Raw genomic sequence first — 16702 nt, 5'->3', positions numbered from 1 at the left:
GATCGGCAGCATGAACGCGTCGTCCGACGGCAGCCGCAGCAGGCCGACTTCGGTCAGCACGAGCGAGCTGCGCACGCCGGGCACGCCGTCGCCGTGCCGCTCGTGCTCGCGCACCACGACCCGGCGCAGCGCGTCGGCGGTCTGCTGGGCCTGGTTGGCGGCGCGCATCCCGGCGTCGAGCCGGGTGTCGCGCTCCCGCAGCACGTCGACGACCTTGGACTCCAGCGTGTCGATCCGGTCCAGCGTCCGCTCCAGCGCGACGGTCAGCTTGTCGATCCGCTGCGCCAGGGCGTCGCCCTGCTTGGCCCGCTTGGCGGCCTCGGCGACGACGGCGTCCTCGATCTCGCGGAGCCGCCTGCCCTGGCCCGCCATGTCGGCGCGCACCCGCACCACGTCGTCGTCGAGGCCGAGGACCTGGTCGGACAGCCGGCCCTGGCGTTCGAGGTGCTGCTCGACCTCGGAGCGCAGCGCCTCCAGCTCGGCCTGGCCGATGCCGGCGGACAGGTCGTCCTGCCTCCGCACCAGGTCGGACACCGTGCGCTCGACCCCGTCCACGAGGGAGGCGAGGACGTCGCGCATGTGGTTGTCGTAGTGGTCGAGCACGCGCAGGACCATCTTGCGCAGCTGCGGCGCCATCGGGGTCCGGCTGGCCACGCCGACGTCGGGTTGCCGCAGCAGGGCATGCTTCGCCGAGTGCAACGCCTTCAACGGGTCGACGGTCGGGCTCGGGTTGGCCGCCGCGCGGCGTGCGCGCCACGTGCGGTAGGCGTGCTCGACGCGCTCGCGCATGAGGTCGCCGACCTTGGCGGTGGTCCGGGTGTCGAGCCGCTGCCGCCCCTTCGCGCCGATCTCGCGGGCGGCGGGCAGGTCGTCGGCGAGGGCGCGCAGCAGCTTCACGGCCGCCTGCACGTCCGGTTCGGCCCCCTGGCGGCACGGCACGAAGACCACCGAGTGCTTGTCGAACAGCTCGGCCACCGCGCCGTGCTCCGGGACGAGGACTGGCACGCCTCGCGCGGCGTGCTCGGCGAGGGCGGCGGTGACGCGGTCGCCCCGGCCGCGGTGCAGGGAGATCAGGCAGTCCACCGGGCCCAGTTCGGCGACCAGTTCGACGCGCGGGTCGGCGGCGGTGGCCAGGCGGAGCCGCTCGGCGGCCTCCGGGTGGTCGGCCGCGCCGGTCACGGCGATCCGCAGCCGCACGTCCGCCTGGTCGGTGAACGCGCCCAGGAACGCCGACACCGCCCCGATGACGTTGCCGTCGCGGTCGATCTCGTGGTCGGCGAGCGCGCCGAAGACCACGCCTTCGTGCTCTTCGGGCTCGTAAGGCTCCTGTTCGAGGACCGGCAGCGGGAGGACGCGGACCGCGGGGCCGCCCGCGCGTTCGACGGCGGCGCGGGTGGCCTCGGAGGGCACCCACAGCTCGTCGGCGTCCGGGGCCGGGCCTTCATCGAGCCGGTAGTCGACCACGAAGCGGCCGGCCGGCACCGGGGTGTCGTCGTCGACGCGCACCACGACGGGGTAGCCGACGGTGGTGGACATGGGCAGGCCGGAGGCGCGCGCGGCGGCCTGGAGCAGTTCGGCGGCGGGGCCGACGCCGATGACGGACACGCCGAGCTGGTCGTGCAGGACCGGCGCGTCGGCGCGCGGGCCGGGCACGGCGGGCACCGGCAGGCGGCCGGTCGCGACGCCCGCGCCGGCGCACCAGTCGCGGAAGGCGGGGCCGTCCGCGCCGAACGGGTCGGGGAACTGCGCGCGGAGCTGCTGGTCGCCGCGCCACAGGGCGGCGGCCCACCGGGTGCTGCCGGGCAGGCCGGGCGCGGGTTCGCAGGCCCAGGCGAGGAAGCCCTCACCGCCGTCGGGCGCGAACGCGGGCGGCGGCGGTGGAACGGGTGGCCGAGTCGCGCCGACCGGTGTGCCGTTGACCCGTGCCGCCGGGTCGGGGCCGTGCCCGGCCGAAGCCTGCCCAATCGAGGCGTGCCCGGTAGGTGGCTGCTCGGTGGCCGCGTCGTCCCGCGCCGAGAGGGGCGGGTGGAACGCCGAGGCGGTGTTCTCGCGGGCGGCTTCGCGGTAGTCGGCGCGCAGCTCGTCCGGGATCGGGGTGCCGTCGGCGAGCTGCCCGAACCCGTAGCGCACCGGCACGGGGCTGTAGCCGCGCCGGACCAGTTCGGCCCGGTACTCCGTGCACAGCTCGGCCAACCGCGGGTGCTCGGACAGCAGCACGCGGGGCCGGTCGGCGACCGCCGTCGACAGCAGCCACGGCCGTCCGGGGTCGAACCCCTGGAAGTGCACGGTCAGCAGCGGTTCGCCGAGCACCGTCAGCGTGCCGTCGTCCAGCCGGTGCAGGGGGCGCTGGTGCGCGTTCCACGCCGACAGTCCGATCGACGCGTCCCGCAGCACCTCGACGTCGACCAGCGCGGGCGCGGTGTCCAGGACGGCCTTCGTCGCGTCCGGGGTGCGGCGCAACTGCTCGTGCAACGACCGCAGGAACGGTTCCGCGCCGGGCGCGACCACCAGGAACCCCGGGTCGAAGACGCCCGTGCCCAGCAGTTCCGCCGGGGTGGGGCGCAGGCCGTCGTCCGGCAGCGGGCGCAGCGCCCTGGGCAGCAGGACCAGCGGGCCCCGGTCGACCGCGGCGAGCACCCGGTCCACCACCGAGCCCAGCACCAGCACCCACGGGTCCAGGTAGAGCACGGGTACGTGCCTGCCCAGGAGCTGCTCCAGCAGCTTCGGCCGCAGCAGCCCGCACAGCTGCGCGGCCGTGCAGCCGGTCGCCAGCTCGGCCAGCTCGGCCGGGCCGATGCCCAGGTCGGCCGGCGTGACCAGGCCCGGACCGGAGTTCTCCGGCAGGGCGTCCACCACCAGCGCGAGGAACCGCGCCTCGGGGTGGTTGGCCAGGAACGAACTCGACAGCACCTTCACGGCGGGCAGTTCGGCGGCGGTGGCCACCGTGCACGCGATCAGCGCGGGACGGGCTTCCGAACTCGCGGGCACCTCGGTCACGGTCTGCAAACCTAGCTTCTCGGAGTGCCCGGTGTGGACCACCCGCACGGGTTGTTTGCTCATAGGACCGGCAGCAGGGTTCGTAGCTCGTAAGGAGTGACGCTGCGGCGGTACGCGTCCCACTCCGTGCGCTTGTTGCGCAGGAAGAAGTCGTACACGTGTTCGCCCAACGCCTCCGGGAGCAGCTCGGAGTTCTCCATCTCGACCAGCGCCTCGCCCAGGTTCTGCGGCAGGTTGTCGTACCCGGCGGCCCGGCGTTCGCGGTCGGTCAGCGACCAGACGTCGTCCTCGGCCGCCGGCGGCAGCTCGTAGCCCTTCTCCACGCCCTTGAGGCCCGCCGCGAGGATGACCGCGTACGCGAGGTACGGGTTGCACGCCGAGTCCAGCGACCGGATCTCGACCCGCCGCGAGGAGGACTTGCCCGGCGAGTACATCGGCACGCGCACCAGCGCGGAGCGGTTCGCGTGGCCCCAGCACACGGCCGTGGGCGCCTCGCCGCCGACGATGAGCCGCTTGTAGGAGTTGACCCACTGGTTGGTGACGCCGGAGATCTCGCGCGCGTGCTTGAGCAGACCCGCGACGAACGCCTTGCCGATGTCGGAGAGCTGGTAGGGGTCCTCGGCGTCGTAGAACGCGTTGCGGTCGCCCTCGAACAGACTGACGTGGGTGTGCATCCCCGAGCCCGGCTGGTCGGTGAACGGCTTGGGCATGAAGCTCGCCCGCACGCCCTGGGTGATCGCGACCTCGCGCACCACGTAGCGGAACGTCATGACGTTGTCCGCCATCGTCAGGGCGTCGGCGTAGCGCAGGTCGATCTCCTGCTGGCCGGGCGCGCCCTCGTGGTGGCTGAACTCCACGGAGATGCCCATCGCCTCCAGCGCCTCGATGGCGTGCCGGCGGAAGTGGGTCGCGGTCTCGTGGCTGGTCTGGTCGAAGAAGCCGCCGTTGTCCGCCGGGGCGGGTTCGCTGCCGTCCGCAGGCAGGCTCTTCAGCAGGAAGAACTCCATCTCCGGGTGCACGTAGCAGGTGAACCCGGCCTCGCTGGCCTTGGCGAGGGTGCGGCGCAGGACGTGGCGCGGGTCGGCCCACGACGGCGAGCCGTCGGGCATCGCGATGTCGCAGAACATGCGGGCCGAGTAGTTGTTCTTGTCCGGCGTCTGCCAGGGCAGGACCTGGAAGGTGGACGGGTCGGGCTTGGCCACCATGTCCGACTCGTAGACCCGCGCGAAGCCCTCGATCGCCGAGCCGTCGAACCCGATGCCCTCGCTGAAAGCGCCTTCCAGCTCCGCGGGCGCGACCGCGACGGACTTGAGGAAGCCCAGGACGTCGGTGAACCAGAGCCGGACGAACCGGATGTCCCGTTCCTCTAGGGTGCGGAGCACGAACTCCTGCTGGCGGTTCATGGCACGCAGCCTAGGTAAAGCCCGTTACCGGCGCGTTGCCGACTCGCGGGAAGCCGCACCCCGACCTCGGCCCCGCCGGACAACCCGCAGGTCGCCCGCGTGGGGTGGCCGGTTCTCAGCTCCGGTCGGCGAATTCGTCGGTGTCCCGTGGGACGATCGAGACGGGGGCCGGAGGCCACGCCCCGGCCGGCCCTCCGGACCTCCAGGAGGGCGGTTCGCCGGGGTTGCCCTCGCCAGGCCGCCTCAGGGCGCTGTCCGGCTCGGGCGCTGTCCGGCTCGGGCGCTGTCCGGCTCGGGCGCTGTCCGGCTCGGGCGCTGTCCGGCTCGGGCGCTGTCCGGCTCGGGCGCGTCGGCCGCCCGACCGCGCTGCGCCGATCCGGACGTGCGCCGCGGCGGCTGGATCTACGATCCACCCATGTCCCGTCGTCGCGTCCTGGTAGGCGCGCTCGCTCTGCTGCTGGCCGGCTGCACCTCGTCGTCCGGCGCCCTGCCCGCCGGGTCCGAGGTGGTGGGCAAGGCCGCCACCGCCATGCGCTCGGTCACCAGCACCCACTTCACCATCAAGGTCGACGGCGAACTGCCGAACGTGACGGTGAAGGACGCCGAGGGCGACCTGAACGCCGAGGGCCAGTCCAAGGGCCGGGCCAAGGTCGAGCAGTTCGGCCAGCTCATCGAGGTCGACTACGTGCTGGTCGACGAGGACCTCTACTTCAAGGGCCCGACCGGCGGCTTCACCAAGCTGCCCGCGGCGCTCGCCGGCGGCCTCTACGACCCGACCGCGATCCTGAACCCGGACAAGGGCGTCGCCAAGGTCCTGTCCAGCGCCCGCGACGCCAAGACGGTCGGCTCCGACGACGGCGCGCACGTCGTCGAGGCGACGGTGCCGCGGGACGTCGTCGCGGGCTTGGTGCCGGGCATCGACGCCGACGTCAAGGCCAGGTTCTCGACCAAGGACGACCGGCTCACCGACGCGGTGTTCGAGCTGCCCACCGGTGCGAAGGTCTCGATCGCGCTGTCCGACTTCAACAAGTCGTTCACCGCGACGCCGCCGGCGTGACGTCCCGTCGGCTGGCGATCGGCGCGGGCGCGCTGGCGGTCCTGCTCGGCGCGCTCGACGCGTACGTGGTGGTCGGCGTCCTCGTCGACATGGTGCGCGACCTCGGCATCCCGGTGAACCACCTGGAGCGCGCGACGCCCGTGGTGACCGGGTACCTGCTCGGGTACGTGGCCGGGATGCCGCTGCTCGGGCAGCTCTCCGACCGGTTCGGGCGGCGGTTGGTGCTCCAGTTGTGCCTGGTCGGGTTCGGCGTCGGGTCCGCGGTCACCGCGCTGGCCGGCGACCTGCCGCTGCTCGTCGCGGGTCGGGTGGTGCAGGGCCTGGCCGGCGGCGCGCTGCTGCCGGTGACGATGGCCCTGGTCGGCGACCTGTGGGACGCCCGCCGGCGGGCAGGCGCGCTGGGCGTGGTCGGCGCGGCGCAGGAGTTGGGCAGCGTGCTCGGCACGCTGTACGGCGTCGGCGTGGCCTCGCTGTTCAACGCCTGGTCGGCGGCGGAGTCGTTGGAGCCGCAGAGCTGGCGGTGGGTGTTCTGGGTGAACCTGCCGCTGGCGCTGGTCGCGATGGCGGTCGTGCAGCGGACGGTGCCGGGCGGTTCGCGGTCGGGCGGTTCGGTGCCGGGCGGTTCGGGATCGGGCGGTGCCGATCGGCCGGTGCGGATCGACTTCGTCGGCGGCGGGTTGCTGGCGCTGGCGTTGTCGCTGCTCGTGGTGGGTCTGTACAACCCCGACCCGGAGCACGCCGTGCTGCCGCCGTGGGGCTGGCCCGTGCTCGGCGCGGCGCTGGTCGTGTTCGTGGGTTTCGCCTGGTGGGAGCGGCGGTCCGACGTCCGGCTGCTCGACCCGGCCGGGGTGGCGGTGCGGCCGTTCCTCGCGGCGCTGGCGGTGTCGCTGGCCGCCGGCGCGGCGCTGATGGTGACGCTGGTCGACGTCGAACTGTTCGCGCAGACCGTGCTGCGGCGCGACTCGGCGGCGGCGGTGTCGCTGCTGGCGCGGTTCCTGGTCGCGTTGCCGGTCGGCGCGCTGGTCGGCGGCTGGCTGGCGGGGCGGCTCGGCGACCGGTGGGTGTCGTTCGCCGGGATGGCCGTGGCGTGCGCGGCGTACGCGCTGATCGCGCGGTGGCCGGCGGACGTGGCGCAGTCCGTGCTGGACCGGGACCTCGCGCTCGCCGGCTTCGGGTTGGGCCTGGTGATCGCGCCGGTGTCGGCGGCCGTGCTGCGGGTCGTGCCGGAGGCGCGGCACGGCGTCGCGTCGGCGGCGGTCGTCGTGGCCCGGATGACCGGGATGCTGGTGGGTGTCGCGGCGCTGTCGGCGTGGGGCCTGCACCGGTTCCGCGAGCTGACGGCCGGGCTGGACACGCCGCTGCCGTTCGGGGTGTCGCCGGAGGAGTTCCGGCGGCGGGCCGAGGCGTACCAGCGGGCGCTGTCGGACGCGTTGCTGACCGAGTACCACGAGATCTTCCTGATCACCGCCGTGATCTGCGGTGTCGGCGCGGTGGTGGCCCTGCTGCTGCCCTCGACGGGTCCGTGGTCGACGTCCGGACCGGCCGGGTCGTCGGCGTCGGGCGCGGAGGCGCGACCTCACCGGGACGGGTGATCCACCGGAACGGGTGATCCGCCGGTTCGGCCCTGCGCGGCCCGGCGCGGTGGCGCACCCTGGTCGGCATGGCGCACTTCGAGGCTGATGCGGGTGATGCGGCAGGTCAGACGTGGTCGCTGGCGGCGCTCGGCCAGTCGAAGGCGCTGCGGATCACGTTCGGTGTGATCACCATCCTGATCGGGCTGCTCGTGCTGCTGTGGCCCGGCATCACGATCCTCACCGCGGCGGTGCTGTTCGGCCTCCAACTGCTGATCACCGGGGTGTTCTGGCTGGTCAGCTCGTTCACGCGGGCCACAGCGAGCGGTGGGCACCGGGTGCTGCTCGCCGTGGCGGGCGTGCTGGGGCTGGTGGCGGGCATCCTGTGCCTGCGGTCGCCGTTCCAGACCATCGCCGTGCTCGCGCTGCTGCTCGGCGCGACCTGGGTGGTCGGCGGGGTCGCCGAGATCTTCCACGGCTTCGGGAACAGCGGCTGGGCGGTGTTCTCCGGGGTCATCACGCTGATCGCGGGCATCATCGTGCTGGTCGCGCCGCTGTCCAGCATGGTGGCGCTGGCCTGGCTGTTCGGGATCTCGCTGCTGGTGCTGGGCGTCATGAGCATCGCGGCGGCGGTCACCGGTGGTCGCACCGCGAAGTCCGCCGGACGCCCGGAGGCGACGGGCCGCACCGCCACCGCGTGACGCGGCCCGCCCCGGTCCCGGAGCGCGCCGCGTCACCCGGTCCGACCGTCAGCCCTCGCGCCAGCCGTTGGTGATGGGCAGGCGGCGGTCCCGGCCGAACGCCTTGAACGTGATCTTCGTGCCCGGCGGGTACTGGCGGCGCTTGTACTCCGCCCGGTCGACCATGCGCAGCACCTTGTCGACCAGTTCCGGCGCGAACCCCGCCGCGATCAGGTCGTGGTAGCCCTTGTCGCCCTCGACGTAGTCGTCCAGCACCGCGTCGAGCAGCTCGTAGTCCGGCAGCGAGTCCGCGTCCACCTGCCCCGGCCGCAGCTCCGCCGACGGCGGCTTGCTGATCGAGTTCTCCGGGATCGGCGGCACCTCGCCCAGCTTCTCGGCCTGCGCGTTGCGCCACCGCGCCAGGTCCCACACCAGGGTCTTCAGCACGTCCTTGATCGGCGCGAACCCGCCGACCGCGTCGCCGTAGATGGTCGAGTAGCCGACCGCCAGCTCGGTCTTGTTGCCGGTCGCCAGCACCAGGTGGCCGTGCTGGTTCGACAGGCCCATCAGCGTCACGCCCCGGCACCTGGCCTGGACGTTCTCCTCGGCCAGGCCGGTCAGCCCGAGCTGGTCGACGAACACGTGGACCATGTCCGCGATCGACCGCTCCTCGTAGTGGACCCCGGTGCGCTGCGCCAGGTCGAGGGCGTCGGACTTCGAGTGGTCCGACGAGTAGACCGACGGCATCGAGACGCCGTAGACCGCGTCCGCGCCCAGCGCGTCCACGGCCAGCGCCGCGACCACCGCCGAGTCGATGCCGCCGGACAGGCCGAGCACCACCGAGCGGAAGCCGTTCTTGTGCACGTAGTCGCGCAGGCCCGTGACCAGCGCGTGCCACACCTCCGCCTCGTCGGACAGCGGTTCGGCGGCGGCGGGCGCGGGCAGCGGCGGGTAGGCGGGCAGCGGCGCGTCCGACAGGGTCCTGCGGCGCACGGTGAAGCCGTTGACCCGGCCCTCCGCGCGGGCCGCGCCGCCGGGCAGGTCCAGGTCCAGCACGACCAGGTGCTCCACGAACTGCGGCGCGCGGGTCAGCAGTTCGCCGGTCTCGGTGACCACCATCGTGTCGCCGTCGAACACGAGTTCGTCCTGGCCGCCGATGAGGTTCACGTACGCCAGCGGCGCCTTCGCCTCGGCCGCGCGGCGCGCCACCAGCGGCAGCCGGGCGTCGTCCTTCTTCCGCTCGTACGGCGAGGCGTTCGGCGACACGACCAGGTCCACACCGGCCTCGCCGAGGGCGGCGACCGGCCCGCCGTCCTGCCACAGGTCCTCGCAGATCACCATGCCGACGTCGACGCCGTGCAGCCGGACGACGTCCAGCTCGTCGCCGGGCGTGAAGTAGCGGCGCTCGTCGAACACGCCGTAGTTCGGCAGGTGGTGCTTGAACTGCCGCGCCACCACCTCGCCGCCGTGCAGCACGGCCGCCGCGTTGCGCACGCCGCGCTCGTCCCGGTCAAGGTAGCCGACGAACACCGGCAGGTCGCCGCAGCCGGACCGGTCGAGCCGCGCGGCGAGGTCCGCCAGCGCCCGCCGGGACGCCTCGGCGAACGACTCGCGCAGCGCCAGGTCCTCCACCGGGTAGCCGGTGAGGGCCATCTCCGGGAAGACGGCCAGGTGCGCGCCCGCCTCCACGGCTTTGCGGGACCAGTCGAGGACGAGTTCGGCGTTGCCGGCCAGGTCGCCGACACAGGCGTTGACCTGGGCGAGGGCGAGTCGGAGCTGAGGCATGGGTGCCATTCTCGCTCAGGTGACGCGGTGTCGGTGCGCGTTGTGGCCGACGAGTCACACCTACGATCGACCTGTGCGCCGTTCCCTCACGCTGCTCCTCGTCCTGCCCGTGCTCGCGTCGTGCACGTCGGTCGTGCCCGGCTCGCCGACCGCGGGCACCGCGCTCGAACAGCGCGGACCCGCCGGCGCCGTGCCCGCGGGGCTGGAGCGGTTCTACGGGCAGCGGCTCGGGTGGGAGGACTGCGGCGACTACGCGACCACCGGCACCACGCGGTCGCAGTACCGGAACAAGAAGAGCATCGAGTGCGCGCGGATCGAGGTGCCGCTGGACTACACCGAGCCCGACGGCCGGACGATCCGCCTCGGCCTGCTGCGGCAGAAGGCGACCGGCGACCGGATCGGGTCGCTGATCATCAACCCCGGCGGTCCGGGCGCGTCGGGCATGTCCGCGGCGGCCGGCCTCGGCGCGCGGGTCGCCAAGACGCCCGTCGGCGAGCGGTTCGACCTGGTGGGCTTCGACCCGCGCGGCATCGGGGCGAGCCAACCGCAGGTGCGGTGCCTGTCCGACGGCGAGCGGGACGCCGAGCGCCTGGACGTGGACATCGACACCTCGCCCGCCGGCATCGCGCAGACCGAGGCGGAGAACAAGGCGTTCGCCGAGAAGTGCGCCGCGTCGACCGGGGTGGACGTGCTGGCGCACGTCGGCACGCGGGACGTCGTGCGTGACCTCGACGTCATGCGGTCGGCGCTGGGCGACGAGAAGCTGACCTACCTCGGCTACTCCTACGGCACGCACATCGGCGCGGGTTACGCGGCGGCGTTCCCCGGCAACGTGCGGGCGCTGGTCCTCGACGGCGCGGTGGACCCGACGCAGGACCAGGTCGAGTCGCTGATCGCGCAGGCCGCCGGGTTCCAGCAGGCGTTCGACGCGTTCGCCGCGTGGTGCGCCCCGCGCCAGGACTGCGCGCTCGGCCACGACCCGGCCAAGGCGAACCAGGCGTTCCGGGAGCTGACGCTGCCGCTGGCGCAGCGGCCCGTCGACGTGGGGTCGCGGAAGCTGTCCTACAGCGACGCGATCACCGGCGCGATCCAGGCGATGTACTCCGAGGAGCTGTGGGGCCCGCTGAACACCGGGCTGACCGAGCTGAAGAACAACCGCGGCGAGGTGCTGATGGCGCTCGCGGACAGCTACTTCGACCGCGACCAGGAGGGGAAGTACGGCACCATCACGGACGCGTTCACCGCCGTGAAGTGCGTCGACGAGCCGCGCGTGACGGACCGGGCGGTGCTGGACGACGTGGCGCGGCGGTACCGGGCGGCGGCGCCGTTCATGGACGACGGGCAGCCGCCCGCGGGTGTGCTGGACTCGTGCGCGTTCTGGCCGGTGCCGCCGAGCGTGCAGGAGGCGAAGCCCGTGGCCGGCCTGCCGCCGACCCTGGTGATCTCGACGACCGGCGACCCGGCGACGCCGTACCGGTCCGGGGTGAACCTGGCGCAGGCGCTGGGCGGCGGGCTGCTGACGTACGAGGGGAACCAGCACACCGTGTACCTCCAGGGCAACGAGTGCGTCGACCCGATCGGGCACGACTACCTGATCACCCTGAAGCTGCCTGCCGCGGGCACGGTGTGCTCGTGAGCCGGGCGGCGGCTGCCTAGGCGTCCACGGGCGCCGACCAGCTCGCCAGCAGCCGCAGGCGCTCCTCGGTCGCCGAGCCGGACGCCGCGGTGTAGACCGCCAGTTGCAGGTCCGGGTCGCCGGGGAGCAGCAGCATCTCGTAGTCCACGTCCAGGTCGCCGACCACCGGGTGGCGGATGAGCTTGGTGCCGTGGGTCCGCTCCAGCACCGCGTGCCGGGCCCAGAGCACCCGGAACGTCTCGTCCTTCACGGACAGCTCGCCCACCAGCGCCGCCAGCCGGGCGTCGTCCTGGTGGCGGCCGGCGTTCAGGCGCAGCACCGCGACGGTGTCGGCGGCGACCTCCGGCCAGTCCCGGTAGAACGTGCGCGCCCGCTCGTCCAGGAACGTGTAGCGCGCCACGTTCGGCTGTTCCCGCGCCGAGTCGAAGTCGTAGAGGGCGTTCGCGAGCGGGTTCCACGCCCGCAGGTCCGTGTAGCGGTCGATGACGAACGCCGGCACGTCGCCCATCCGGTCCAGCAGCCTGCGCAGGCCGGGTCGCACGCGCCGCGGCGGGGGCAGGCCGGTCGACGTCGGGCGGACGAGGTTGCGCAGGTGGGCGCGCTCGGTCTCGTCCAGCCCCAGCACGCGGGCCACCGCGTCCAGCACGGAGTCCGAGACCGACGGCGTCCGGCCCTGCTCCAGCCGCATGTAGTAGTCGACGCTCACGCCCGCCAGCAGGGCCAGTTCCTCGCGCCGCAGGCCGGGTACCCGCCGGCGGCCACCGCCGGGCAGCCCCACGTCCCCCGGCCGCACCCGTGCCCGTCGTGTCCGCAGGAACTCGCCCAGGTCGCTCACGGCACCCAGTATGGCCGCGGGCGGCCCGCGCATCCTGGTCTTGTGAGTCCTAGGGAAGAGCGCGGCCTGGGCACGGTGCGCGAGCGCCGCCAGGCTCGGAGCCATGACTTACGACCTCACCGACCGCACCGCCGTCGTCACGGGCGCCGCCAGCGGCATCGGGGCGGCGACCGCGCTGCTCCTGGCCCGCTCGGGCGCCACGGTCGCGCTGCTGGCCCGCCGGACCGAGCGGATCACCGGTCTCGCCGAGCGGATCACCGCCGACGGTGGCCGGGCGTTCGCCGTGACCGCCGACGTGACGCGGGACCTGTCCGAGGTGGTCCGGACCGTCCACGACACCTGCGGCACCGTCGACCTGGTGGTGAACAACGCGGGCGTCATGCTCGGCAACCCCGTCGTCGACGGCCGGACCGACGAGTGGAAGCGGATGCTCGACACGAACGTCGGCGGCGTGCTGAACGTGCTCGACGCGTTCTCGGAGGACCTGGTCGCCGCCGCCGAGCGCGGCCCGTCGGACCTGGTGAACATCTCGTCCGTGGGCGCGCACCAGACGTTCCGGGACTTCAGCGTCTACACCGCGACGAAGGCCGCCGTCACCCACCTGTCCGCGAACCTGCGCACCGAACTGGGTCCGCTGGGCGTGCGGGTCACCAACGTGGAGCCGGGCATCACGGAGAGCGAACTGGCCGGCCACGTCGACAACACCGCCGTCCGACAGACCCTGGCGACGTGGTTCGAGTCCGCCGGGCACCTGACCTCGGCCGAGGTAGCCGACGTGGTCGCCTACGCAACCAGCCGCCCCCGCCACGTGAACCTGCGCCACCTGGTAGTGCTCCCCACCACCCAGGTCTGACCCCGATCCCTGCCCCTCACCCCTGCCCACGTCCCCCTGGCTCCCGCGCCGCGAGGCCGCGTCGGCCTGTCGAGCCTCGTTTCCCGCCGATCACGCTTTTCGATCGGCGGGAAATCAGGCTCGACAGGCCGACCACCAGGCGGCCGAGCCGCCGCGACGGAGTCGCGGCAAATCCAACACAGCTCCACCCCCGTCCCACCGCCCCCCGATCCGCCCGCTCCGTCGTCAGGAGCCCGATCCCGCCGTCCGCGAGTCGGCAACCATCCCCCGCAACAAGCAGAACTCGTTCCCCTCCGGGTCGCGCAGCAGGTGCCAGGAGACCTCGCCCTGGCCGATGTCGACGGGCTTCGCGCCGAGCGCCGACAGCCGCTCCAGCTCCGCGTCCTGGTCCCGGTCGGTGGGGCTCACGTCGATGTGCAGCCGCAGCTTCTGCACCTTGGGCTCCGGGACCGGCTGGAACAGCAGGGTCGGGTACACGCCCGGCAGACCGATCTCCACGGTGCCCTGGTCGCGGTCCAGCACCTCGTAGCCGAGGACACCGCACCAGAACTCCGCGAGCAGTTCCGGGTCCGCGCAGTCGAGGACGAGTTCTGTGATCCGGCACGCCATGGCGTGTGAGGCTACTCGCAGAGCGCGCACATCCGTCGCCTCCGGTGTCACGCTGGGCTGGTAACCGTGCAACAAGGCCCGGAGACCCGCGATGGAGCGGGCTTCGAGGGAGGACGGTCGACGATGACTTCTGCGCCCGAGGTAGCCGCGCCCTACGGCGGCGGAGCCGGTGGCAGCGGGGCAGGCGCCCCGGCACCGGCCAAGAAGGTGCGCATCCACCACCTGCGCGAGCTGAAGGAACGCGGCGAGCCGTGGCCCATGCTCACCGCGTACGACATGTACACCGCCGAGCTGTTCGACGAGGCGGGCATCCCGGTCCTGCTGGTCGGCGACTCCGCGTCGAACAACGTGTACGGCTACGACACGTCCCTGCCGGTGACGGTGGACGAGCTGCTCCCGCTGGTCCGGGGTGTGACGCGGTCGGTGAAGCGGGCGCTGGTCGTGGCCGACCTGCCGTTCGGCTCGTACCAGGTGTCGGTCGAGCAGGCCGTCGCGACCGCCGTGCGGTTCATGAAGGAGGGCCGCGCGCACGCCGTGAAGCTCGAAGGCGGCCGGCACTTCGCGCCGCACATCAAGGCCATCGTGAACGCGGGCATCCCCGTCATGGCCCACATCGGCTTCACCCCGCAGAGCGAGCACCAGCTCGGCGGCTACCGGGTGCAGGGCCGCGACGACGCGTTCGACGCCGTGGTGGCCGACGCGCTGGCCGTGCAGGAGGCGGGCGCGTTCGCCGTGGTGCTGGAGATGGTGACCGCCGAGGTCGCCAAGCAGGTCACGCACGAACTGAGCATCCCGACCGTCGGCATCGGCGCGGGCCCGGACACCGACGCGCAGGTGCTGGTGTGGCAGGACATGCTGGGCCTGCGGCGGGGCCGGTCGCCCCGGTTCGTCAAGCGGTACGCGAACCTGGCCGACGTGGTGCTGGGCGCGGTGCGCGACTACGCGTCCGACGTCCGCGGGCACCGGTTCCCCGGTCCGGAGCACACGTTCCACTGACCGGTCCGGCCGCGGCCGGCGCCTCCGGGCACCGGCCGCGGCACCGGCGTCGGCCACGACCCGGATTCGGGCAGAGTGGTCGTCATGTACCCGGAGATCGAGCCCTACGACCAGGGCATGCTCGACGTCGGCGACGGCAACCGCGTCTACTGGGAAGTGTGCGGCAACCCCTACGGCAAGCCCGTGGTGTTCCTGCACGGCGGTCCCGGCGGCGGCAGCGCGCCCGTGCACCGGAGGCTGTTCGACCCCGCCGCCTACCGGATCGTGCTGCTCGACCAGCGGGGCTGCGGCCGGTCCCTGCCGCACTCCAGCGACCCGGGCGCGGACCTGTCGACGAACACGACGTGGCACCTCGTCGCGGACCTGGAGCGGCTGCGCGAGCACCTCGGGATCGACCGGTGGCAGGTGTTCGGCGGGTCGTGGGGCGCCACGCTCGCCCTGGCGTACGCCGAAACCCACCCGGAGCGCGTGACCGAACTCGTGCTGCGCGGGATCTTCACCCTGCGCGAGCGCGAGCTGGACTGGTACTACGGCGGCGGCGCGGGGATGCTGTTCCCCGAGCTGTGGGACCGCGTCACCGCCCTGGCCCCGGACGGCGACGTGATCGGCACCTACGCGCGGCTGCTCCACCACCCCGACCCGGCGGTGCACGAGCCGGCCGCCGTGGCGTGGAGCGTGTGGGAGGGCTCCACGGTGACCCTGCTGGAGCGCCCGGAGCTGGTGGCGGCGTTCGCGGAGCCCCGCTACGCGCTGGCGTTCGCCCGGATCGAGAACCACTACTTCGCGCACCGGGGCTGGCTGGAGGAGGGGCAGCTGATCCGGGACGCGGGCAAGCTCCAGGGCATCCCGGCCGTCATCGTGCAGGGCCGCTACGACCTCGCCACCCCGCCCGCCACGGCGTGGGACCTGCACCGGGCGTGGCCGGGTTCGGAACTCGTCATGGTCCCGGACGCGGGGCACGCCTTCGACGAGCCGGGCATCCTGCGCGCGCTGCTCGCGGCGACCGACCGCTTCCGCCCCTAGGCGCGGTCCCGGTCGGCGAGCACCTGTTCGCGCAGGATGTCGGCGTGCCCGCAGTGCTGGGTCAGCTCCCGCAGCACTTGCAGGTACACCCAGCGGAGCGTGCGCGGCCCGGTCCGGTGGCCGGTCGCGACCGCGTCGAGCGGCAGGTCGGCGACCAGCTTCCGAGCCGTGGCGCAGGCTTCCCGGTGGGCCGCGGTGACCGAGGCGACGGTGTCGTCGGCGGCGAGCCGGAAGGACTCGTCCGGTGTCCCCACCAGGCCGAGCTCCTGGCGGGGCGTGCCGCCGACGCACTCCTCGAACCACACCCGCTGCATCCACGTGACGTGCTTGAGCAGCCCGAGCAGCGTCGTCGCCGACGGGACGAGCCGGCGGCGGGCCTGCTCCTCGGTGAGGCCGTCGAGGGTCGCCTCGATGGCGCTGCGGCCGTCCTCGACGAACGCGTCCAACTGGGCGCGTTCGTCGTCCAGCGGCACGTCGAACGAACTCAACGCGGTCTCCTGTCACGCCGGCGGCCGGAGGGCCGCGGCGGCTCCGGCGAGCGGCGCGGCTCGCGGCGGTGTCGATCCTGGCCCCCTGACTCTCGCCGCCCGGATCGGCGCAAGTCAATCGGCACGTGACCCGGATCGGCGGCCGGCACAGGTGTCGTGGCACCGCCCGACGCCTCGGCACCGAATTCCACTTTCGAGCCGTTTCCGATTACCGCTCGGTTTCCGCGCGCTCCCGCGTCAGTCCCGGATGTTGATGAAGGGGTCCCAGAAGTAGTAGCCCTGCTTCTCGCCCTTGCGGTTGAGGATCATGAAGCTGAAGTTGTAGGTGACCCTCCCCGTCTTCAGCACCTCGCACTCCCAGTAGTAGCTGTTGACCTCCTGGGTGCCGGGGTTCAACGGGTTCCCGCTGTCCGGCAGCGGCTCGTGGAGCACCACCGACCTCGGTACCGGCGTGCTGATCAGGTCTCCCCCGCCCAGGGCGTTGAACCGGTAGAGGATGCCGGTGTAGGAGGAGTTCAGCGACAGCGTCGTCTCCCGCCACCGGATGATGTCCGTGGGGGAGGCGCTGACGCTCAACTCGCTGCCCGGTGAGCCGTCGAGCTGGTTGTGCCGGGTGGTCATGTAGATCAGGTTGCTGCTGTTGGGCACTGCCGTCGGGTGATCCGGGTCGGTGTTCTTCCCCAGCTGTTCGACAATGGTTTCCGCGTCGATGGCGATGAGCACGTTGATGAATTCCGACATAGCGAGAAAGGCCCCTGTCGCATCCAAT

At 73.0% G+C, this 16702-nt stretch carries 14 protein-coding genes (1 of these 14 cut by a window edge); 7 read left to right on the top strand and 7 right to left on the bottom strand.

Annotated features, from left to right (window positions below; translation table 11 throughout):
* Both C8E97_RS06360 and glnA read right to left on the bottom strand, forming a co-directional pair.
* On the bottom strand, positions 1 to 3060 hold the 5' portion of the coding sequence (locus tag C8E97_RS06360; RefSeq protein WP_147455004.1) for an FkbM family methyltransferase. Its footprint begins 753 nt before the window's first position; only the first 3060 of its 3813 coding nucleotides appear in the window; the start codon lies at positions 3058 to 3060; its stop codon lies beyond the left edge, outside the window.
* Complete coding sequence (gene glnA, locus C8E97_RS06355; RefSeq protein WP_121002532.1) at positions 3057 to 4400, bottom strand: type I glutamate--ammonia ligase; 1344 nt, start codon at positions 4398 to 4400, stop codon at positions 3057 to 3059. The genes C8E97_RS06360 and glnA overlap by 4 nt, the downstream gene beginning before the upstream one ends.
* Positions 4401 to 4815: 415 nt before the next feature.
* On the opposite strand from glnA, the gene C8E97_RS34305 reads away from it, so the two are divergent.
* From C8E97_RS34305 to C8E97_RS06340, 3 genes are all read left to right on the top strand, one after another.
* Complete coding sequence (locus C8E97_RS34305) at positions 4816 to 5457, top strand: LppX_LprAFG lipoprotein (RefSeq protein WP_170211647.1); 642 nt, start codon at positions 4816 to 4818, stop codon at positions 5455 to 5457.
* Positions 5454 to 7049, top strand: a complete 1596-nt coding sequence (locus C8E97_RS06345) for an MFS transporter (protein WP_121002528.1) — start codon at positions 5454 to 5456, stop codon at positions 7047 to 7049. The genes C8E97_RS34305 and C8E97_RS06345 overlap by 4 nt, the downstream gene beginning before the upstream one ends.
* A gap of 68 nt (positions 7050 to 7117) precedes the next feature.
* The gene (locus C8E97_RS06340; protein ID WP_121002526.1) at positions 7118 to 7729 is read left to right on the top strand and encodes an HdeD family acid-resistance protein; all 612 of its coding nucleotides are present in this window, start codon (positions 7118 to 7120) and stop codon (positions 7727 to 7729) included.
* 48 nt (positions 7730 to 7777) lie between these two features.
* Here C8E97_RS06340 and C8E97_RS06335 read toward each other — a convergent pair whose 3' ends face one another.
* A complete protein-coding gene (locus tag C8E97_RS06335; protein ID WP_121002524.1) occupies positions 7778 to 9493 on the bottom strand; it encodes an NAD+ synthase in 1716 nt (571 codons plus the stop codon).
* 73 nt (positions 9494 to 9566) lie between these two features.
* Here C8E97_RS06335 and C8E97_RS06330 point away from each other — a divergent pair, with 73 nt between their 5' ends.
* Positions 9567 to 11129 carry an alpha/beta hydrolase gene (locus tag C8E97_RS06330; protein WP_121002522.1) on the top strand — a complete coding sequence of 521 codons (1563 nt, stop codon included), beginning with the start codon at positions 9567 to 9569 and terminating at the stop codon, positions 11127 to 11129.
* Positions 11130 to 11145: 16 nt separating this feature from the next.
* Here the strand turns inward: C8E97_RS06330 and C8E97_RS06325 are convergent, their stop codons facing one another.
* Entirely contained in the window at positions 11146 to 11997 is an 852-nt protein-coding gene (locus tag C8E97_RS06325; protein WP_121002520.1) for a helix-turn-helix transcriptional regulator, read from the bottom strand.
* 70 nt (positions 11998 to 12067) lie between these two features.
* Between C8E97_RS06325 and C8E97_RS06320 the strand changes: the two genes are divergently transcribed.
* Entirely contained in the window at positions 12068 to 12817 is a 750-nt protein-coding gene (locus C8E97_RS06320; RefSeq protein WP_121002518.1) for an SDR family oxidoreductase, read from the top strand.
* A gap of 225 nt (positions 12818 to 13042) precedes the next feature.
* Here C8E97_RS06320 and C8E97_RS06315 read toward each other — a convergent pair whose 3' ends face one another.
* The gene (locus tag C8E97_RS06315) at positions 13043 to 13426 is read right to left on the bottom strand and encodes a VOC family protein (protein ID WP_121002516.1); all 384 of its coding nucleotides are present in this window, start codon (positions 13424 to 13426) and stop codon (positions 13043 to 13045) included.
* Positions 13427 to 13549: 123 nt separating this feature from the next.
* Here C8E97_RS06315 and panB point away from each other — a divergent pair, with 123 nt between their 5' ends.
* A complete protein-coding gene (gene panB, locus C8E97_RS06310) occupies positions 13550 to 14422 on the top strand; it encodes a 3-methyl-2-oxobutanoate hydroxymethyltransferase (RefSeq protein WP_121002514.1) in 873 nt (290 codons plus the stop codon).
* 84 nt (positions 14423 to 14506) lie between these two features.
* Positions 14507 to 15445, top strand: coding sequence for a prolyl aminopeptidase (pip, locus tag C8E97_RS06305; RefSeq protein WP_211346925.1), 939 nt, complete (start codon positions 14507 to 14509; stop codon positions 15443 to 15445).
* On the opposite strand, the gene C8E97_RS06300 is transcribed toward pip, so the two are convergent.
* Together C8E97_RS06300 and C8E97_RS06295 are read right to left on the bottom strand one after the other, a co-directional pair.
* Entirely contained in the window at positions 15442 to 15933 is a 492-nt protein-coding gene (locus tag C8E97_RS06300) for a DinB family protein (protein WP_121002510.1), read from the bottom strand. The two genes, pip and C8E97_RS06300, sit on opposite strands and share 4 nt — an antisense overlap.
* Positions 15934 to 16170: 237 nt before the next feature.
* The gene (locus tag C8E97_RS06295) at positions 16171 to 16674 is read right to left on the bottom strand and encodes an inclusion body family protein (RefSeq protein ID WP_121002508.1); all 504 of its coding nucleotides are present in this window, start codon (positions 16672 to 16674) and stop codon (positions 16171 to 16173) included.
* Between the last annotated feature and the right edge of the window lie 28 nt (positions 16675 to 16702).

The sequence above is a fragment of the Saccharothrix australiensis genome (assembly GCF_003634935.1).
In the GTDB taxonomy this organism is placed as follows: Bacteria; Actinomycetota; Actinomycetes; order Mycobacteriales; family Pseudonocardiaceae; genus Actinosynnema; species Actinosynnema australiense.
This window is presented reverse-complemented; position numbering and strand designations above follow the sequence as displayed.